We start from the raw sequence: 18,636 nt of genomic DNA, 5'->3' as shown, positions 1-18,636 counted from the left end.
GCCCTTTCGTTTGGTTGGGTCGGCCGGGTGATCAGCGTTCGCGAGATCGACCCGGCCGACCTGGCCCTGTTCGACGAGTGGTACGACGCGCTGCGGGCCGGCGTGGTCGCGGGACGCGAGGCCGCGATCGTGGTCGGCCGGGACGCGCTCGGGTTCTCGCTGCGCAACCCGGGACCGCTGAAGCGGCGGCTCGCGGTCGGCGCGTTCGAGGACGACCGGGTGCTCGGCGCGATGCTGTTCGAGTACCGGCTGACCGACAACCTGGACACGGTCGAGGTCGAGATCGACGTCCCGCCGGAGCATCGGCGCCGTGGCATCGGTACGGCGCTGTGGCACTGGGCGGTCACGCGGGCGGCGCAGCTCGGGCGGACCATCTTCCAGACCGAGATCGGCGTTCCGTCGTCGTCGGAGGTCTGGCCCGGTGCCGCGTTCGCAGCGAAGCTCGGGTTCTCCGTCGAGCATGTCGAAGACCACTTCGTCGTACCGTTGCCGTACGACGACGTCCGTCTCGACGACTTGCGTCGTACGGCGGGGGTCCTGGACGGGTATCGCCTGACCTCATGGGCCGGTGTGTGCCCGCCGGAACACCAGCAGGCGTACGCCGATCTGCACACCGCGATGGATCACGACGTACCCACCGGCGGGATGACCCGCGAGGTCGTGCCGTGGACGGTGGAGAAGCTGCAGGCGAGCGAGCAGCGGATCGACCGGAACTACCTCGCGCTCGTCACGATGGCGCACACGCTGTCGGGCGAACCTGCCGGCTACACGTTGATGTATCTGCCACGGGCCGACGCGTCGCATGCGCAACAGGACGACACCTTGGTACTGCGGGAGCACCGCGGACACAACCTGGGCACGCATCTCAAGCTCGCCAACCTCGATCAGCTGGCGAAGCACCGGACCAAGCAGCGCTACCTGCACACCTGGACGGCGCAGTCGAATGTCGCCATGCAGATTGTCAACAATCGCTTCGGTTTCCGCGCGGTCGAGGAACATCGTGAGCTCGAGCTCACCTACCCGCGGCTGCGTCCGGCCGCTCGCGCGATCGTCCTGGATCCCGACGACCGGGTGCTTCTGGTCCGCTTCGAGTTCGCCGACGGACCGCTCTGGGCGACGCCGGGCGGCGGTCTGGAGGCGGGGGAGTCGCTGCGGGACGGACTGCATCGTGAGCTGCAGGAGGAGATCGGCCTCGACGCGCCGGCCAACCCACCGCACCTTTGGCACCAGGAAGTAGTTGCCGAGGGGCACGCCTCCGGCTACGACGGCGTCATCAACGACATCTTCCTCGTCCGCACCGATCCGTTCGCGGTTGGTGGCACCCTCACTGCCGAGGAGTTGCAGGCCGAGCACGTCCACGGTCACCGGTGGTGGACCTTGTCCGAGCTGCAGTCCCATGAGGGCCGCTTCGCCCCTCGCGACCTTTCCACTCTGATCGAAGAACTGCTGCGCTCCGGCCCACCCACCACCCCGACGCGGCTGGGCCTGTGAAGCTCCGCCACGGCGCCCGAGCGCTCATCCTGGATCCCGCCAACCGGCTCCTACTCCTACACGTCGTACTCTCGGACCGCTCGTTCTGGCTCGCGCCCGGCGGCGGCATCGAAGCCGGTGAGACCGCCCAGGAATGCCTCACTCGCGAGCTTCGCGAGGAGCTGGGATTGTCGACCGCGGACGTCCGGGAGCACGTCTGGCGTCAGGAGGCGATCGGCCCGTACGCCGCCGGCCACGACGGGGTGCGCAGCGACTACTACCTCGTGCGTACTGCGCATTTCACACCTGAGCCCACGCCCGAGTGGGAGCGGGAGCTCGTCGCCGAGTGCCGATGGTGGAGCGTCGACGAACTGCTGGCGGCTGATGCCGTCTTCGCACCTCGTGAATTGCCGGAGCTGATCCGCGCCTTGCTGACCGACGGTGTGCCTGCTCACCCACTCCCCGTGGGGCTGTGAGAAGTGTGTGCGAAGTCCGTGAGGAAACGGCTGTGGGGGAGGAACGCGGCCTAGCGTCGGTGGTGTGAGACCTCGACATTGTGCTGGCTGGTTCGTCCCCGTTCGATCCACCGACGGCATCGCCGTACTGCAGACCGGGCGGCTGCCCGACGGTCCTCGGGTCGGCATCGCATTCACCACCCTCGCACTGCTCCGCGCCGCGACCGGGCCGCGCCAGGAGTTCGTCCGGCAGTCCGAGGAGGCGCTGCGCGACCTGTTGGCGCCGCGTGGGATCACCAGGATTCAGCTCGACCCGGTGCTCGTCGGTCCCGACGTACGGTCCGAGGCGGCGCTGGTCCACTGAGGTCACTCCCCGTGACTGCCGGAGGGGTCTTGCCCACAGCAACGGCTGGCGACGGTAGGTTCGGGGCATGCGTGAATCGAAGCTCGGTGACCTGCACGTCTCCTGCCTCGGCCTCGGCTGCATGGGGATGTCCCAGTCCTACGGCGTGACGACGGACGAGACCGAGTCCATCGCCACCCTGCACGCCGCCATCGACGCCGGCTGCACCTTCATCGACACCGCCGACGTGTACGGCGACGGCGCCAATGAGGAGCTGGTCGGCCGGGCGCTGGCCGGCCGCCGCGACCAGGTGGTCCTCGCCACCAAGTTCGGCTTCAAGAAGCCCACCAGCCCGAACGACCCGCCCACGGTGGTCGACGGCAGCCCGGCGTACGCGCGTCAGGCGCTGGACGCCTCGCTGCGGCGGCTCGGCGTGGACCACGTCGACCTGTGGTACCTGCACCGCAAGGACCCGCAGATCCCGATCGAGGAGACCGTCGGCGCGATGGCCGAGCTGGTCCAGGCGGGCAAGGTGCGCTACCTCGGGCTGTCCGAGGTGAACGGCGACACGGTTCGCGCCGCGCACGCCGTACACCCGATCAGCGCTGTTCAGAGCGAGTGGTCGCTGTGGACGCGGGACCCGGAGACCGTCGTACTGCCGACCCTGCGGGAGCTCGGCGTCGGCTTCGTCCCGTTCAGCCCGCTCGGCCGCGGTTTCCTGACCGGGCAGCTGAAGTCGCCGGACGATTTCGAGCCCGACGACATGCGGCGCGGGTTGCCCCGGTTCAGCGGGGAGAACTTCCAGCGCAACCTCGATCTGGTCGAGAAGGTCCGCGAGCTGGCCGCCTCGAAGGGTGTCACGGCCGGACAGCTGGCCCTCGCGTGGCTGCTTGCTCAGGGCAATGACATTGCGCCGATCCCGGGCACCAAGCGGCGCAAGTACCTCGCCGAGAACCTCGGCGCCGTGGACGTCCAGCTGACCGCGGAGGAGCTGGCGGCGCTGGACGAGGCGTTCCCGCCGGACGCGGTGTCCGGTCAGCGTTACACCCAAGGCGGGATGGACCTGGTGGGCAAGTGATCGGCGTCACCGGCTCCACCGGTCAGCTCGGTTCCCGGATCGCGCGCCTGCTCGCGGGTTCCGGCGTACCGCAGCGGCTGATCGTGCGCGACCCGGGCCGGGCTCCTTCGTTGCCCGGTGCCGAGGTCGCGCAGGCGGCGTACGGCGAGCAGGCGTTCGCCGACGCGCTGGACGGGGTCGACACCTTGATGTTGCTGAGTGCAACGGAATCCGCGGACCGGGTTGCGTTGCACAAGGCAACGGTCGACGCCGCGGTGGCGGCCGGTGTACGGCGGATCGTCTACACGTCGTTCCTGGGGGCATCCCCGGGGGCGACGTTCACCTTCGCGCGGGACCACTGGCACACCGAGGAACACATCCGGTCGTTGGGTGTCGACTTCACGTTCCTGCGGGACAACCTGTACCTCGACTTCGTGACCGGGTTCGTCGGTGAGGACGGCGTGATCCGCGGGCCCGCGGGCGATGGTCGGGTGGCGGCGGTCAGCCGTGACGACGTGGCAGCGGTGGCGGCCCGGGTGCTGGTGGACCCCGGGCACGCCGGGATGACGTACGACCTGACCGGTCCGGCGTCGTTCACGCTGGCCGAGGCGGCCGCCGTACTGTCGTCTGCTTGGGGTCGGCGGGTCCGGTACGAGGCGGAGACGCTGGACGAGGCCTACCGGTCGCGGGAGGTGTACGGCGCTCCCGCGTGGGAGGTCGCCGGCTGGGTCACGTCGTACGCGGCCATCGCGAGCGGCGAGCTGAGCGGGGTCTCGTCGGCCGTCGAGGACATCACCGGCCGTCCGCCGACCAGCCTCGAGGAGTATGTCGCCCGCGGGTGAGAGACTGAACGGGTGCCGCTCTACCGTGATGAGGCGATCGTGCTGCGCACCCAGAAGCTGGGTGAGGCGGACCGGATCGCCACGCTGCTGACCCGCGGTCGCGGCAAGATCCGCGCCGTCGCGAAGGGCGTCCGCCGTACGTCGTCCCGCTTCGGAGCCCGCCTCGAGCCGTTCAGCCACGTCGACCTGCAACTCGCCACCGGCCGCACCCTCGACGTGGTCACCCAGGCCGAGTCGATCGCGGCGTACGGCGAAGGGATCGTCAACGACTACGCGCGGTACACGACCGGCACGGTCCTGCTAGAGACCGCCGACCGTCTCGTCGTCGAGGAGAAGGAACCCGCGACCCAGCAGCACCTCCTGCTGGCCGGCGCCCTCCGAGTCCTGTCCACCGGCGAACGCGAACCCGCCATGGTCCTCGACTCCTTCCTCCTCCGCTCCCTGGCCATCAGCGGCTACGCCCCCTCCTTCGCCGACTGCGCCCGCTGCGGCGAACCAGGCCCCCACCGAGCCTTCAACCCCGCCGCCGGCGGCATGGTCTGCACCACCTGCCGGCCCCCAGCCTCAGCCATGCCTTCCCCCACCACCGTCACCCACCTGGCCGCCCTCCTGACCGGCGACTGGCCCACCGCCCTCCAAGCAGACCCAAGAACCCGCCGAGAAGCCACCGGCCTGATAGCCGCCTTCTTCACCTACCACCAAGACCACCAACTCCGCTCCTTACCCCACCTGGACCTGAGCACAGGCTCTTAGATCCGGACGCGGTCACGCTCCCCCCGCTCGCCGCAGCCCCGCTGATGTCCGCCGGCCGTGCCGGCCTCCCCGCCACTGGCGGCTTCCTCAACCGCTGGCGCCCTGCAGAGCCTGTTGCAAAATGGATTTGGGGCTCTCTGTCCACACCAACACGCCGCGACTTTTCTCGCCGATCGGCCGTCCGCGCTCCACTCAGACAGTGAATTCGGGGTCGATCGGCGCACTGTCCCCACTGAGCTCGATCGGTCGGTGATTCTGCAACAGGCTCTGCAACCCGCCAGCCGCACAACAAGCCGCCACCCCGCACCGGGCCCTCCAGAACCCTGTGGATAACTCCATCCGCAGGAACCGAACGTATGAAACAGTTACACCCTCAGTAGTCCCACCCTGTTTCCGGAGGCCCCCGCATGCCCAGGCGACTAGCCACCGCAGCCCTCATCACCACAGTCGCCACCCTCCCCGCCTGCACCCCCGAAAACCCCAAACCCCCACCCTTCACCCCCACAACCCCAGCCACCAGCACCACACCAACCCCCGCCAACCCGTCCCAACAGGCCGGCACCGCCGCCGTCGCCGCCTACCGCCGCTACATCGAGGTGACCGACGCGATGATGGCCAGCGGCGGAACCGACGTGAAAGACCTCCCGGCGGTCTCGACTGGCGTTGACCTCCGAGCCTCCCAGGTCGAAGCCGAGAACTTTCGCGGCCGGAAGATCAAGGCCATAGGGACCACGGACGTGATCTGGGCCAAGCCGGTGAAGTTGGGCGCGGTGACGGCCGGAAAGGTCACCACAGCGACCGTTCAGGCCTGCTACGACACGTCGAAAACTCAGGTCGTGGACTCGACTGGGAAGAGCGTGAGGGTGCCTGGTACTCCGACTCGTTGGTTGGACAACCGAGATCTGCAGCTCATTGAAGGAAGCTGGAAGGTCGTCAAGGGCATGAATCAAGGTGCACAGTGCTGACCACCGCAATCGCTACGGCTGGACTGCTCGCCAGCCTGCCTGCTGTAGCGGTGACTCCTGAGGTGCCAACTCCAAGTCCGGCAGCTCCGCGATGCGAGAACAACCGTTATCTCGGGCAGTGCCGAATCTCGGTGACTGGAGAAACGTCATCCCCGACCAAGGAGACCAGCCGGACTCCAGGAGCGACGAAGGTCGGACAGCCGGGCTGTTCGTTCGAGGGACAGGCAATTCCGTGTCGGACGGAGAATGGGTTCTGGGATGCGGCGTCTGGGTGCTATCTGACGCAGACGCCCACGCTGGTCTCGATGTTTCACTCTGCTAGCGACTACCCACCAGGAACGAAGTTCTATCGGTGCTGGGTCGTGCTGGGTGTGGTGGAGGGCAGGCCGCAGGGGATTGAGCGGTTTGAGCCGGTTGTTCGGCCGCCGGGGGAGGTGGTGGCTGCCGATCCTCGGGTGGTGGCTCGGCGGGTGGTAGAGAGTATGGCGTTCAGGGCGCCGCAGTTGGGGTTGTCGCCGTACGTGCAGAGTGCGGCGGGGGACGGTGTTGTAAATGTGCCGATTTGGATGTGGGTGACGGATCCGGGGGAGAGCACCACCGGTCCGCTGACCAAGCAGGCGACGCTTGATGGGGTCACGATTGTCGCGACCGGCACGGTGGACCGGATCGAGTGGGCGATGGGCGCTGGCGACAAGGTGACTTGCAAGGGTGCGGGTACGCCGTTCACTCGGGCGTACGCCGAAGGTAAGTCCCTGAAGGAGATTCCGGCGTCGCCGACGTGCGGTCATAAGTACCGCAAGACCTCTCGTTGCGAGGCGACCGGGAAGTTCCAAGTCACTGCCACCGCCTACTGGAACGTCAACTGGACCGGTGGCGGCATGCAGGGGATTATCCCGCTGAACTTCAGCCGGTCTATTCCTCTCCGGGTGACGGATCTCCGGCCGGTGCTGGTGGCACCGGAAGGCGGGACGGTCACGGACCCGCCGACAACAAGGCCTTGCTCGTGAGCGGTCAGCAGAGTGGGTCGGCGTACCGACTCTGGCGGGTTGTGCGACGTCTCAAACGTCCGAGCAGGTGATGAGGGGGCAGTTGATGGCGGCAACGTGCGGTTTCGCGGCTCTGGCGTTGCTGTCCGCTTGCGGCTCGATCGGCAGTGCTTCGCCGCCAGGCATCGCGGAGTCGACTGTCACCAACTCGCCGACGACGACGCCGACGCCGACGCCCGCGGAGTCGGCCGAGAGCAAGGCGGTCGCAGGGGCCTCCAGCGCCTACCGACAGTTCATCGCGGCGACCGACACCGCGTATGCGTCCGGCGGTGTCAACGTCGCAGATCTCAAGATGCACGCCAGTGGAGTGATGCTGGCGGCCGAGCTCAACCAGGCAGCGACCTTCAGGGGCAAGAGATGGCACAGCGTCGGCCGCCAAGTGGTCGTCTGGATCAAGCCGTTGACCGTCGCAAGCCGGACGCGAGCGGGCAGATCAACGACCTGATCCTGCAAGCCTGCGTTGATGCTTCCAATGCCACCGCTGTCGATGCCAACGGAAAGAGCGTGAAGAAGCCCGGAACGCCACTCCAAGCCATCGACGAGATGCGCATGCGCCGCATACAAGGTGCCTGGAAGGCCGACTACCCACAAAGCCGAAAAGGCGGGCACTGCTGATAGCCCCTGCCGGTCGCCCCCCGGAACCGAACGTATGAGTAGCTGCACCCTCAGTAGTCCCACACCCGGTCCGGAGGTCCTCCAATGCCTAGGCGACTAGCCACCGTTGCCCTCATCACTACGGTCGCCACCCTCCCCGCCTGCACCACCGAGAGTCCCAAACCCCCGCCCGTCATCCCCACCACCAGCACCACACCAAGCCCCGTCAATCCGTCCCAACAGGCCGGCGACGCCGCCGTGACTGCCTACCGCCGCTACATCCAGGTCATCAATGGGATGACGGCGAGCGGGGGCACCGAGGTGAAGAACCTGCCGTCAGTGGCGGCCGGCGTAGAACTCCGCGTCTCGGAGATCCAGGCCGAGAACTATCGAGGCCGGAAGATCAAGACCATCGGACTCCCGGACATCATCTGGGCCAAACCGACCAAGCTGGGCGGAGCCACCGCTGGAAAGTTCACGACAGCGTCCGTCCAGGCCTGTCTGGACACGTCGAAGACCTATGCCGTCGATGCCGCCGGCAAGAACATCAAGCCACCCGGTACGCCGACCCGCTGGCTCGACAACCGAGACCTGCAACTCGTCCAAGGATCGTGGAAGGTCGTCAGGGGTCTGAACCAGGGGGCGCAGTGCTGACCCGCGTCACTCGCACGGTGGATTGCATCGAGCGGACGATCGGTGCCGGTGACAAGGTGGGCCCGGGGTCAGAGTTCGTGGCCTCGGTCGCGGTCGCGGTCGCGGTCGGCGGGCCTGGGTGAATGTGCCTGCTCGCCGGGACTGGTCCCGGGACGGACCTGATCCTTGGCGTCGGGCGTGCCGTCGAAGGCGACGGTCTTGGCGGAGCGCCGCTGATTGGCGGTCAGCCGTTCGTCCGTGCCGCGTTGCCCGGGAGGCACGATCGCGTTCAGCTTCTGCGCGAAGGGCCGAAGCTCTGGCTGCTGTGCCATTTTGTCGAGCAGTTCGGGCAGAGTCCGCGGAGCGTACTTGTTGCGATCGACCATCTCCTGCAAGGCGGCCAGCAGCCGGTCCGGGCGTTCCTCGAGTTTGCGGCGGAGGAACTGCGACAACTTCTCGACACGCATCGCGTGCGGGCCGGTCGACGGAGGGTCGAAGTCCTTGACATTGTCGGTCACCAGCACGTCCGAACCACTCTGAACCGCGGCCGCGAGCACATGCCTGTCCTTGAGGTCGGCCCGCATCTGTGGCTCGAGATCTTCGTAGCCGCTGGTCAGCGCGTCCGGAAAGACCTCGTTCATCCTCGCGATGCGCCGGTCGATCTTCGCTTCGGGGACACCCGGCGGCCGGTTGCGGCGCATCTCCTCGAGGACATGCGCCGACCAGCGAGGATCGAACACATCCCGGTGCGCCATAGACATCAGTACGTCGTTGGCCAGTTGTCCGCGAATCACATTGGCGTCGAGGAACCCACGCTCCGGCCTGGTCTGATTCGGTGAGACCGACTCGGTCACGATTGTTGTTCGCCGGGCCCGGGCTCGTCCCAGGGCTCCTCGTCCAGCAAGTCCTGGAGTGCGGCATTCCGCTTCTCACGGCGCTTGTTGTCCCAGGCGATGACGTCAGCCAGTCGCACCCAGTCGACGTACTCCGTCGACCTGAACGGAAGGGCGCCGTCGGCAACAGACGCCCGCAGGTCGTCGCGGCCGATTCCGATCGCATCGGCGGCCTCGTCGATCGGGAGCTCGAGCCGCAACGGCGTCACCTTGACCGCCAGCCCCGCCCGCATTGCCTCGATCACGTGCTGAATGGCCCGGTAGACACCCGGCGGCAGCTCTTCGCGCGACCCGTCTGGCCCGACCACCGCGGGGCCACCGACAGAAACCTGCCGCTCAGCCGGATCCAGCAGATAGATCCGCGAATCACTTGTTGGCCCAGGCATGGCCAGAGTCTAGTCCGCCGTGCACTGACCCCGAGGCCGGTTATCCACAGGCGTGGGGGAGACTGCTGGGTATGTCGCCTATTGGTCGTCGTCGGGGTCGGGGGATTGAGGCTCGGGGTGCGGAGAAGGTGGTGGTGGCGCCGGAGAGGCATCCTTCGGGGGCTCGGGCGCCGGTGATTCCGGCGGAGTTGGTGCCGAAGCATGTGGCGATCGTGATGGACGGGAACGGGCGGTGGGCCAAGCAGCGGGGGCTGCCGCGGACCGAGGGGCACAAGGCGGGCGAGGCGTCGCTGCTGGACGTGATCAAGGGCGGCATCGAGATCGGGGTGAAGTACATCTCGGCGTACGCGTTCTCGACCGAGAACTGGGCCCGCTCGCCCGAGGAGGTGCGCTTCCTGATGGGGTTCAACCGGGAGGTGATCCACCGCCGGCGCGACGAGCTGGACGCGATGGGCGTGCGGGTGGTCTGGTCCGGGCGGCGGCCGCGGTTGTGGAAGAGCGTGATCGACGAGCTCGAGTACGCCCAGGAGCGGACCAAGCACAACGACACGATCACGCTGCAGTTCTGCGTGAACTACGGCGGCCGCGCGGAGATCGCGGACGCGATGCGGTCGATCGCGCGAGATGTTGCCGACGGCAAGCTCAAGCCGGACCGGATCACCGAGCAGACGGTCGCCCGGCACCTGTACGCGCCCGACATCCCCGAGGTTGACCTGTTCGTCCGCTCGTCGGGTGAGCAGCGGACGTCGAACTTCCTGGTCTGGCAGCTCGCGTACGCCGAGATGGTCTTCTTGGACACGCTCTGGCCGGACTTCGACCGCCGTGACCTGTGGCGCGCGATCGAGCTGTACGCCCAACGCGACCGCCGCTACGGCGGCGCCATCCCGAACCCGGTCGCTCCGGCCTGACCGGCGTGCCAATTCTGCCCGTACGGCGACGCCGCCGAACACACCGCGTCGAAGGCGGTCCCGCGATCAGACCGTGATCGGGACGTGGAACGGCGGTGGACTGGGGTGCGTCTAGGCTCGTTGGACGACTGACCGAGGACAAGGAGTACGACGTGCCGGACCAGCCGACGGATGAGACGCCGCAGCAGTCGGTGGAGCGGGAACTGCGGGCCGCCCAGGAGGAGGTCCGCCGGGTCGGCGACGTCCTGCGCGCTGCCCTGGCCGAGGACGACCGGCTGGCACGCGAGGCCGGGGAGGCCGAGCGCTGATGGCCGACGAGGCGGAGGTCGCCATCCGGACCGAGCAGATCGCGACCGCACTCAGCAAGGCGCGCACGACGCTGGAGTCCGTGGCCCTGGCGACGAGCCAGACCGGTTTGGACCGCGTGCTGGAGCGTCGGCTGGACGACGTCGAGTCGCTGCGCACCGGCGCCGGCTGGGTGCGTGAGAACGAGGCCGAGGCGCGGGCGGTCAACAACAACCCGGAGAGCGAGGACGTGCAGCGCTTCCGCGCCGAGGAAAGCGTGCGTGGCGCGTTCCGGGGAGTCCAGCACACGGCCGGCGTGCTGGTCGAGCGAATCAACGGCACACGCGAGGAGCTGGGCGAGCTCAGTGACCAGCTGGCCTACGCTTCGCACGAGCTCGACCGAGGGATCGACCAGCTGGACAAGCTGGAGCAGTTACCTGGACGTCGTACGGCGGACACCGAGCTCATGCGATCCCGGCTGCAGAATCTTCAGGGTGCCGTCGGCGTCGCCAGTGAAAGCCTCGGGCGGGCAACGGCTCGGCTCGAGTCGGCTCGTGACGCTGCGTGGAAGCTCGAGACCTCCGCGCTGGAAGTGGATGGCAGCGGGCAGCACTCGTTGCTGGTCGACCGGACGAGTTCCCAGCTCGAGACCGACCTCAGTGTGGCTCGCGAGGGACTCACAGGTCTGAGCGGGCAGCTCACCATCGCCGAGCCCGGCGCAAACGAGGCAACCAGTCAGAGCATCAAGATGGCCATTGAGAGCGAGCGGCTGGCACGAGAGGTCCAGGCAGGACTCAATCCGCAGCCGACGGATCCGCGCCAGGCCTCCAGCATGGGCGAGCAGGACCGCCGGCACGGAACGAGCGGCCCGTCCCGCGGCAAGGACCTCAACCTGTAGCCCTCAGCGGCCGGGCGAGGGGAGTAGTCCTCGTTCGATGGCCACGGTCACAGCTCGGGTCCGGTCGTCGACGTCCAGCTTGGTGAAGAGGCGTTGCAGGTGGGTCTTCACGGTGGCTTCGCCGATGAAGAGTTCGCGGCCGATCTCGGCGTTGCTCAGACCGCGCGCGACCGCGGCGAGCACCTCGAGCTCCCGAGGCGAGGGCTGAGCGCTGGCCGGCGCGGACGGCGTACGCAGCCGAGACATCAGCCGCGCAGCGACCGGTGGCGCGAGGACCGTCTCGCCACGCGCCGCGGCGCGGATCCCGTCGAGCAGGTCCGCATGGGGCGTGTCCTTCAGCAGGTAGCCCGCGGCGCCGGCCTCGACCGCGTGCAGGATGTCGGTGTCCGTGTCGTACGTCGTAAGAACGAGCACCCGAGTCGACGGATACCCGGACACGATCGCACCGGTCGCCGCCACCCCGTCCATCCGGGGCATCCGCAGATCCATCAGTACGACGTCCGGCTTGGTCGACTCCACCAGCGCCAGGGCCTCCGCACCGTCGCCTGCCTCGCCGACGACCGAGATGTCCTCGGTCACCGCGAGCATCCCGGCCAGCCCCGACCGCACCACCGGATGGTCGTCAACCACCACTACCCGAATCACGCGTCCTCCGCTGGGATCAACACCTGCACCCGGGTGCCCTGCCCCGGCGCGCTTTCGACCTGTACCGAACCACCCGACTCCTCGACGCGTCCGCGCATCGCCGCCAGCCCGTAACCGAACTCGGCAGCCGACGGCGTGAACCCGGTCCCGTCGTCGCGGATCTCGATCCATACGCCGTCGTCCGAGATGCCCAGTGTGATCAGCACCTGCGTCGCGGCCGCGTGCTTCCGCACGTTGGCCAGCGCTTCCTGGGCCGATCGCAGCAGCACGACCTGCTGAGCCTGAGGCAACGCGGCGACCTCTTCGTCCGGCAGGTCGAGCGACACCCGGACGTCGACGCCCGTCTCGGCCGCGAACCGCTCGGCCTGCCGCCGCAGCACCTCGGTCAACGTCGCCTCGGACAACGCAACCGGGGTGAACGCGGCAACCAACGCCCGCGCTTCGGCCAGGTTCTCCCGGGCAGTGTCCTCGATCGCCGCCAGCCGGGCCGCGGCGCCGTCGGTCCCGCCGCGCTGCAGCTCGACCGCGGCGGTCTGGGCGAGCATCACGATGCTGGTCATGCCTTGCGCGAGCGTGTCGTGGATCTCGCGCGCCATCCGCTCCCGCTCGGCCATCACGCCGGCGCTGTGGTGCGCCTCGGCGAGCTCGTCCCGGGCCGACTGGAGCTCCCTGATCAGCTCGGCACGCTGCTCACTCTGGGTGATCACCCGCTCGATCCAGATCCCGAACAGCAGGCTCACCACCAGGCTGACCGCCATCCACGGCAGGATCGACCAGAACGCGTCCCAGCCCCAGCCGGCGCTCCACAACTGCGCGGTGCCGACGCCCACCACCAGCAGCACGCTGAACGCCGCCGCCTCCCGGATCCGCTCGCAGAGCAGCCACATCTGCGCCGACGCGATGAACATCAGGAACACCGACTGCGGGTACAGCGCGACCAGCACCATCAGGCACGCGATCAGCACGATCCGGTAGCTGTACGACTGAGACCGCCGCCGGGACGTGATCGCGGGCAACCCGACGAACTGGTACGTCGCCCCGGCCACCACGATCGCAATTGTGTAGACAATCCGACGACCGGTGCTGAAGTCGGCCGAGAAGGAGACGGCGAACGTCATCGCGAGCAGCACCCAGAACACGATGTGCCAGCCGATCAGCGTCCGCATCCAGATCGGCTCGTCCACCACCCGGGGCTGTTCCACGATGTCTATCTTCCTCTCAGCTGATTGTCGACAATCAACCCGCGTCCCGGCGGGTCCAGCGGAACACCCGCTGGGCGACGATCAGGCCGGCGACCAGCCACACCGACAGCACCACGGCGCCCAGACCGAGCTGCCAGGACCCGCCCGGCTCGTTCACCTCGAAACCGTCCGGCAGGAACACCGACCGCATCCCCTGCGCGAGCCACTTCAGCGGGAAGATCTCCGCGACCGTCCGCATCCAGGCCGGCAGGCTGCTGTAGACGAAGTACACCCCGGAGATGAACTGCAGCAGCAGGACGACCGGGGTCACCACCGCCGACGCCGCCTTGCCCGACTTCGGTACGACGGAAAACGCGATCCCGAGCACCGATCCGGACGCCGTACCGAGGACGAAGATCCACAGGAAGTGCAGCCACTTCACCGGCTCGGTCGGAATGTCGACACCGAGCAGTAGACCGGCGATCGTGAGCAGCAGTCCGAACTGCAGGATCGAGGTGACCAGGACCAGCCCGATCTTGCCGATGAAGTACGACTGCGGCGACATCGGCGTACCGCGAAGACGCTTCAGCAGGTCCTCGTCGCGCTCCATCGCGATCGTGATGGACAGCGACTGGAAGCTGGTCAGGAAGATGCCGGAGGCAATCATTCCGGGGGTGAAGTAGGTGGCGGCGTCGACGCCGCCGGAGAAGTCGGTGCCGCTGAACACGGCGGAGAAGATGGCCAGGAAGATGATCGGGAAGAAGAAGGTGAAGATCAGCTGCTCGCGTTCGCGGAAGAACTGCTTCACCTCCAGCCCGGTGCGCGACAGCCCGACCCTCAGCGGCGACGGCAGCACGGTGCTCACCGTGCTCACCGTGTGGCTCCGTTCGGCGATGCTCACTGCACTGCTCCTTCCAGCACCGGAGCGGCCGCGACCGATCCGATCAGTTCCAGATAGATGTCTTCCAGGCTCGGCCGCCGTACCTCCAGCTCGGGCACCTCGCCGCCGTACTCCGCCATCAGCCGCGCGACCTCGGCGGTCGGCCGGTCGGTGCGGATCTCGCGCATCCCGTCCGCGGACAGCCAGGCGACCCGCGCGGTCCGGGCGCCACGCCCGCCGAGGGTCTCCGGTGTCGCGACCTCGACCATGCGGCCGTCGGCGATCACGCCGACCCGGTCGGCCAGGTGCTCGGCCTCGTCCAGGTAGTGGGTGGTGAGCAGGACCGTGGTCCCGGCGGTCCGCAGGTTCTCGATCAGGGTCCAGAACTGGCGGCGTGCTTCGGGATCGAAACCGGTCGTCGGCTCGTCCAGGAACAGCAGCTCCGGGTTGCCGATCACGCCGAGCGCGACGTCGAGGCGGCGACGCTGCCCGCCGGAGAGCTTGCGGGTCCGGGTACGGCGCTTCTCCTCGAGGCCGACCGCGGCGATCACGTCGTCGGGGTCTCGCGGGTTCGGGTAGTAGCCGGCGTAATGCCTCACGAGCTCGGCGACGGACAGCTCGGCCTCGTCGCGGGATGTCTGGGTGACGATCCCGAGCCGTGCCCGCCAGGTCCGGTCGCCGCGCGCCGGGTCGACGCCGAGCACGCTGACCTCGCCGGCGTCCGCGTGGCGATACCCCTCCAGGACCTCCACGGACGTCGTCTTGCCGGCGCCGTTCGGGCCGAGCAGCGCGAACACCTCACCCCGGTGGATGTCCAGGTCGACCCCGTCCACCGCCACCTTGTCCGGGTACCGCTTGACCAGCCCCCGCACCCGTACAGCTGTGTCTGTCTCCATGCCTCCAACCCTCCCGCCCAAGCACCCCACCGTGGGAGCACCGCCCGGGTGACGCTCTGTCCCCCGACCGGTGGACATGCTGCGCCACGCCCGGGAGGGCTGACGGGACGGGGTGGTTGCGGCTAGCGTCGGGGAATGGCTCAGACGGTGCGTGGTGTGGTGGCGGCGGGTAAGGGTCAACCGGTCTCGATCGAGGAGATCACGATCCCGGATCCCGGGCCGGGGGAGGCAGTCGTCAAGGTGCAGGCGTGCGGCGTCTGCCATACCGACCTGCACTACCGCGAGGGCGGTATCAACGACGACTTCCCGTTCCTGCTCGGCCACGAGGCCGCGGGCGTGGTCGAGTCGGTCGGCGCCGGTGTGACCGACGTCCAGCCAGGCGACTTCGTCGTACTGAACTGGCGGGCCGTCTGCGGCAACTGCCGCGCCTGCCTGCGCGGCCGCCCGTGGTACTGCTTCAACACGTACAACGCCGAGCAGAAGATGACCCTTGCCGACGGCACCGAACTCTCACCGGCGCTCGGCATCGGAGCCTTCGCCGAGAAGACCCTGGTCGCGGCCGGACAGTGCACCAAGGTCGACCCGGCCGCCAAGCCGGAGGTCGCCGGCCTGCTCGGCTGCGGCGTGATGGCCGGCCTCGGCGCCGCCATCAACACCGGCAACGTCGGCCGCGGTGACTCGGTGGCCGTGATCGGCTGCGGCGGCGTCGGTACGGCGGCCGTCGTCGGAGCCCGCCTGGCCGGCGCGGCGCGGGTCATCGCCGTCGACATCGACGAGCGCAAGCTCAACGTCGCCCAGGAACTCGGCGCCACCCACACGATCAACTCCAAGGGCCTCGACCACGACGGCGTGGTCACGCAGGTCCAGGAGCTGACCGGTGGGTTCGGCGCGGACGTGGTGATCGACGCGGTTGGCCGCCCCGAGACGTGGAAGCAGGCCTTCTACGCCCGCGACCTGGCCGGCACCGTCGTCCTGGTCGGTGTGCCGACGCCCGAGATGACCCTGGAGATGCCGCTGCTCGACTTCTTCGGCCGCGGCGGTTCGCTCAAGTCCAGCTGGTACGGCGACTGCCTGCCGTCCCGCGACTTCCCGCTGCTGATCGACCTGCACCTGCAGGGCCGGCTGCCGCTGGACCGGTTCGTCTCGGAGACCATCGCGCTGGGCGAGGTCGAGGCCGCATTCACCAAGATGCACCACGGCGACGTCCTGCGCTCGGTAGTCCTGTTCTAGAAGGAGATCCAGACATCCGGGGGCGTGCTCGGATCACCCGGAACCGGCCGCCTCTCCTCCGACCACGCCTGCCCGGACACGGACTCGGCAACGCGCCGCCAGAAGCGCACCGCCGTCGCGTTGCTCTCCTGGAACGCCACCTCCCACGGCCCAGGATGCTGCGCGACGACCTCCTGTACGGCGTGCAGCCCCACGCCGTGCCGTCGCATCGGCCGCACGATGAAGAACGCGTTCAGCACCCGCGCCGGCTGCGTCAACGCCCGGACGAAGGCGAACCCGACCGGATTCTCGCCGGTGTGGAAGACGTACCCTGCCCAGTTCGGATCACCGTTCAGCACCGACTCGAGCCACTCACTGCGGTAGCTGCCATCGGGTCGCGGCAACTGCCCCTGGAACTCGGACAGGTCGTGCCGGAACATCAGCCACAACCGCTCCAGCACAACTCGATCACCCGAGCCGGCGCGCCGTACGACAAGATCAGACATCGGACTCCTCACTCGACCTGCATCAGAACGCACGAAAGCCTCCCGCGGGAAGCGGGAGGCCTTGATGCGAAGCAGTTTATCACCCGAGCGGTGCGGTGCTCCGGTCGACCCAGGTCATGTCCGGGTACCGGGTGCCCACCGGCGTCAGCTTGGACAACGCCGCCAGATCGTCGTCGGACAACGTCAGCTCCAGCGCCCGCGCGTTCTCCTCCAGGTACTTGCGTCGCTTCGTCCCCGGGATCGGCGCCACGTCGTTGCCCTGCGCAAGCACCCAGGCGAGCGCGACCTGGCCGGGTGTCGCGTCGTACCTTGCCGCGACTGCCTTGATCTCCTCCACCAGGGCTGCGTTGGCCTCGAAGTTCTCGTCGGAGAACCGCGGTAGCGTCCGCCGGTAGTCGTCGGCCGCCAGGTCGTCCTTCCGCGGCAGCGTGCCGGTGAGCATGCCGCGCCCGAGCGGCGAGTAGGGCACGATCCCGATGCCGAGCTCGCGGCAGGTCGGCAGCACCGACTCCTCGATGTCCCGGCTGAACAGCGACCACTCGGTCTGTACCGCGGTGATCGGGTGGACGGCGTGCGCCCGCCGGATCGTCTCCGCCGACGCCTCGGACAGCCCGAGGTACTGCACCTTTCCCGCCTCGACCAGCGAGGCCATCACGCCGACTGTCTCCTCGATCGGTACGGCGGGATCGGCGCGGTGCTGGTAGTACAGGTCGACGTGGTCGACGCCCAGCCGCCCGAGGGACGCGTCGATCGCGGACCGGACGTACGCCGGTGATCCGTTGGCGCCCTGCTGTCCCGGGATCGTCGGATTGCCGACAATCCCGAACTTGGTCGCCAGGAACACCTCGTCCCGGCGCTCCTTGATGGTCCGGCCGACCAGCTCCTCGTTCTTGCCGAAGCCGTAGATGTCGGCGGTGTCCAGGAACGTGATGCCGAGATCGAGCGCCCGGTGCAGGGTCGCGACCGACTCGGCGTCGTCGGTCGCGCCGTACGCGTAGCTCATTCCCATGCAGCCCAGCCCCAGCCGGCTGACTTCGGCTCCAGCGCTGCCCAGTTTCATCGTCGATCTCCTCGAAGAAGGCATGGCTCCGCAGGGCAGACCGTCAGGCCCGCCCGAGGTACGGAGAGTTCGGTCAGGGTTTGGCGTGACCGCCGTACGTGGTGATCTTGTAGTCGGTCACCGCGAGCGCCGCCTGCAGTTCGCGCAGCCGCCGCTGGATCGTCGCCCGGTGCTCCTCCATCAGGGCGAGCCGCTGCGGTGCGGTCTCCTCGCCCTGCGCGACCAGCTCCAGGTAGTGGCTGATCGTGCTGATCGGCATGTCCGACAGCCGCAGCCTGGTGACGAACACGATCCGGGCCAGCGCCAGCCGGTCGTAGCACCGGTAGCCGGAGCTGTCGCGACCGACGCGGATCAGCCCGATCCGCTCGTAGTACCGCAGCGTGTGCGCGGTGAGCCCGGTGACCTCGGCCGCCTCGGCGATGCTCAACTGCTCCGGGAGGCCGTCCGGGAGATCCAGGAGCTTCAGCAGCTCGGGGTCGAGCGGGGACAGCGGCGGTACCTCGTAGCGGTCGACGAAGGCCTGTCGCCGTTCGGGAGTGGTGAGGACACCGGTCGTGTTCATGTTTTCGACCGTACGCCTTAGAGCGCGCTCAAAGGCAAACGTGACCTAATACTCCAGCCGTAGTTCGTGATCAGGCGAGTTGGACCGCCTGACGGTGGAAGTGGCAATCGCGGGCGCGGGCTTGGTGGCGGCGTCGCCAGCGGGACCAGTGCAGCAGGTGCCGGATGCC

Annotated in this window: 23 protein-coding genes; 14 read left to right on the top strand and 9 right to left on the bottom strand. The window is 68.3% G+C overall.

Annotation, left to right across the window (positions count from 1 at the left end):
• Positions 1–27: 27 nt before the first annotated feature.
• From ACIBL3_RS16450 to ACIBL3_RS16405, 10 genes are all read left to right on the top strand, one after another.
• Positions 28–1,491 (top strand): GNAT family N-acetyltransferase, encoded by a 1,464-nt coding sequence (locus tag ACIBL3_RS16450; protein ID WP_396354222.1) that lies wholly within the window; start codon positions 28–30, stop codon positions 1,489–1,491.
• Positions 1,488–1,946 (top strand): NUDIX hydrolase, encoded by a 459-nt coding sequence (locus ACIBL3_RS16445; protein ID WP_396354221.1) that lies wholly within the window; start codon positions 1,488–1,490, stop codon positions 1,944–1,946. Before ACIBL3_RS16450 ends, ACIBL3_RS16445 begins: the two co-directional genes overlap by 4 nt.
• 64 nt (positions 1,947–2,010) lie before the next feature.
• Positions 2,011–2,289: an SAV_915 family protein gene (locus ACIBL3_RS16440; RefSeq protein ID WP_396354220.1), complete on the top strand. Its 279-nt coding sequence runs from the start codon at positions 2,011–2,013 to the stop codon at positions 2,287–2,289.
• 67 nt (positions 2,290–2,356) lie between these two features.
• Complete coding sequence (locus tag ACIBL3_RS16435; RefSeq protein WP_396354219.1) at positions 2,357–3,346, top strand: aldo/keto reductase; 990 nt, start codon at positions 2,357–2,359, stop codon at positions 3,344–3,346.
• Positions 3,343–4,167 carry an SDR family oxidoreductase gene (locus tag ACIBL3_RS16430; protein WP_396354218.1) on the top strand — a complete coding sequence of 275 codons (825 nt, stop codon included), beginning with the start codon at positions 3,343–3,345 and terminating at the stop codon, positions 4,165–4,167. Before ACIBL3_RS16435 ends, ACIBL3_RS16430 begins: the two co-directional genes overlap by 4 nt.
• A gap of 12 nt (positions 4,168–4,179) precedes the next feature.
• The gene (gene recO / locus ACIBL3_RS16425) at positions 4,180–4,920 is read left to right on the top strand and encodes a DNA repair protein RecO (protein ID WP_396354217.1); all 741 of its coding nucleotides are present in this window, start codon (positions 4,180–4,182) and stop codon (positions 4,918–4,920) included.
• 407 nt (positions 4,921–5,327) lie between these two features.
• Positions 5,328–5,885: a hypothetical protein gene (locus ACIBL3_RS16420; RefSeq protein WP_396354216.1), complete on the top strand. Its 558-nt coding sequence runs from the start codon at positions 5,328–5,330 to the stop codon at positions 5,883–5,885.
• A 482-nt stretch (positions 5,886–6,367) separates the two neighbouring features.
• The gene (locus ACIBL3_RS16415; protein ID WP_396354215.1) at positions 6,368–6,892 is read left to right on the top strand and encodes a hypothetical protein; all 525 of its coding nucleotides are present in this window, start codon (positions 6,368–6,370) and stop codon (positions 6,890–6,892) included.
• A gap of 85 nt (positions 6,893–6,977) precedes the next feature.
• A complete protein-coding gene (locus tag ACIBL3_RS16410; RefSeq protein ID WP_396354214.1) occupies positions 6,978–7,376 on the top strand; it encodes a hypothetical protein in 399 nt (132 codons plus the stop codon).
• 254 nt (positions 7,377–7,630) lie between these two features.
• The gene (locus tag ACIBL3_RS16405) at positions 7,631–8,179 is read left to right on the top strand and encodes a hypothetical protein (RefSeq protein ID WP_396354213.1); all 549 of its coding nucleotides are present in this window, start codon (positions 7,631–7,633) and stop codon (positions 8,177–8,179) included.
• Positions 8,180–8,247: 68 nt separating this feature from the next.
• On the opposite strand, the gene ACIBL3_RS16400 is transcribed toward ACIBL3_RS16405, so the two are convergent.
• Both ACIBL3_RS16400 and ACIBL3_RS16395 read right to left on the bottom strand, forming a co-directional pair.
• A complete protein-coding gene (locus tag ACIBL3_RS16400; RefSeq protein WP_396354212.1) occupies positions 8,248–9,012 on the bottom strand; it encodes a PIN domain-containing protein in 765 nt (254 codons plus the stop codon).
• Positions 9,009–9,437: a hypothetical protein gene (locus tag ACIBL3_RS16395; RefSeq protein WP_396354211.1), complete on the bottom strand. Its 429-nt coding sequence runs from the start codon at positions 9,435–9,437 to the stop codon at positions 9,009–9,011. The genes ACIBL3_RS16400 and ACIBL3_RS16395 overlap by 4 nt, the downstream gene beginning before the upstream one ends.
• A 71-nt stretch (positions 9,438–9,508) precedes the next feature.
• On the opposite strand from ACIBL3_RS16395, the gene ACIBL3_RS16390 reads away from it, so the two are divergent.
• From ACIBL3_RS16390 to ACIBL3_RS16380, 3 genes are all read left to right on the top strand, one after another.
• The gene (locus ACIBL3_RS16390) at positions 9,509–10,345 is read left to right on the top strand and encodes an isoprenyl transferase (RefSeq protein WP_396354210.1); all 837 of its coding nucleotides are present in this window, start codon (positions 9,509–9,511) and stop codon (positions 10,343–10,345) included.
• A 152-nt stretch (positions 10,346–10,497) separates the two neighbouring features.
• Positions 10,498–10,653, top strand: coding sequence for a hypothetical protein (locus tag ACIBL3_RS16385; protein ID WP_396354209.1), 156 nt, complete (start codon positions 10,498–10,500; stop codon positions 10,651–10,653).
• A complete protein-coding gene (locus tag ACIBL3_RS16380; RefSeq protein ID WP_396354208.1) occupies positions 10,653–11,528 on the top strand; it encodes a hypothetical protein in 876 nt (291 codons plus the stop codon). The genes ACIBL3_RS16385 and ACIBL3_RS16380 overlap by 1 nt, the downstream gene beginning before the upstream one ends.
• 3 nt (positions 11,529–11,531) lie before the next feature.
• On the opposite strand, the gene ACIBL3_RS16375 is transcribed toward ACIBL3_RS16380, so the two are convergent.
• Genes ACIBL3_RS16375 through ACIBL3_RS16360 form a run of 4 tightly spaced genes read right to left on the bottom strand, consistent with a single transcriptional unit; the run spans position 11,532 to position 15,130 of the window.
• Positions 11,532–12,173 (bottom strand): response regulator, encoded by a 642-nt coding sequence (locus ACIBL3_RS16375; protein WP_396354207.1) that lies wholly within the window; start codon positions 12,171–12,173, stop codon positions 11,532–11,534.
• Positions 12,170–13,375 (bottom strand): sensor histidine kinase, encoded by a 1,206-nt coding sequence (locus ACIBL3_RS16370; protein ID WP_396354206.1) that lies wholly within the window; start codon positions 13,373–13,375, stop codon positions 12,170–12,172. The genes ACIBL3_RS16375 and ACIBL3_RS16370 overlap by 4 nt, the downstream gene beginning before the upstream one ends.
• A 34-nt stretch (positions 13,376–13,409) precedes the next feature.
• Positions 13,410–14,255: an ABC transporter permease gene (locus ACIBL3_RS16365; RefSeq protein ID WP_396354205.1), complete on the bottom strand. Its 846-nt coding sequence runs from the start codon at positions 14,253–14,255 to the stop codon at positions 13,410–13,412.
• Complete coding sequence (locus tag ACIBL3_RS16360; RefSeq protein ID WP_396354204.1) at positions 14,252–15,130, bottom strand: ABC transporter ATP-binding protein; 879 nt, start codon at positions 15,128–15,130, stop codon at positions 14,252–14,254. The genes ACIBL3_RS16365 and ACIBL3_RS16360 overlap by 4 nt, the downstream gene beginning before the upstream one ends.
• A gap of 135 nt (positions 15,131–15,265) precedes the next feature.
• Here ACIBL3_RS16360 and ACIBL3_RS16355 point away from each other — a divergent pair, with 135 nt between their 5' ends.
• Complete coding sequence (locus tag ACIBL3_RS16355) at positions 15,266–16,360, top strand: S-(hydroxymethyl)mycothiol dehydrogenase (RefSeq protein WP_396354203.1); 1,095 nt, start codon at positions 15,266–15,268, stop codon at positions 16,358–16,360.
• On the opposite strand, the gene ACIBL3_RS16350 is transcribed toward ACIBL3_RS16355, so the two are convergent.
• The 3 genes from ACIBL3_RS16350 to ACIBL3_RS16340 form a co-directional block, all read right to left on the bottom strand.
• Positions 16,357–16,845, bottom strand: a complete 489-nt coding sequence (locus tag ACIBL3_RS16350; RefSeq protein ID WP_396354202.1) for a GNAT family N-acetyltransferase — start codon at positions 16,843–16,845, stop codon at positions 16,357–16,359. The genes ACIBL3_RS16355 and ACIBL3_RS16350 overlap by 4 nt on opposite strands.
• 79 nt (positions 16,846–16,924) lie before the next feature.
• Positions 16,925–17,905, bottom strand: a complete 981-nt coding sequence (locus tag ACIBL3_RS16345; protein WP_396354201.1) for an aldo/keto reductase — start codon at positions 17,903–17,905, stop codon at positions 16,925–16,927.
• 73 nt (positions 17,906–17,978) lie between these two features.
• Positions 17,979–18,467 (bottom strand): MerR family transcriptional regulator, encoded by a 489-nt coding sequence (locus tag ACIBL3_RS16340; protein ID WP_396354200.1) that lies wholly within the window; start codon positions 18,465–18,467, stop codon positions 17,979–17,981.
• Positions 18,468–18,636 lie beyond the last annotated feature (169 nt).

It is taken from the genome of Kribbella sp. NPDC050124 (genome assembly GCF_044460355.1).
Classification (GTDB): Bacteria; Actinomycetota; Actinomycetes; order Propionibacteriales; family Kribbellaceae; genus Kribbella.
The sequence above is the reverse complement of the archived record's forward strand: the minus strand, read 5'-3'. Positions and strand labels throughout refer to the sequence as shown.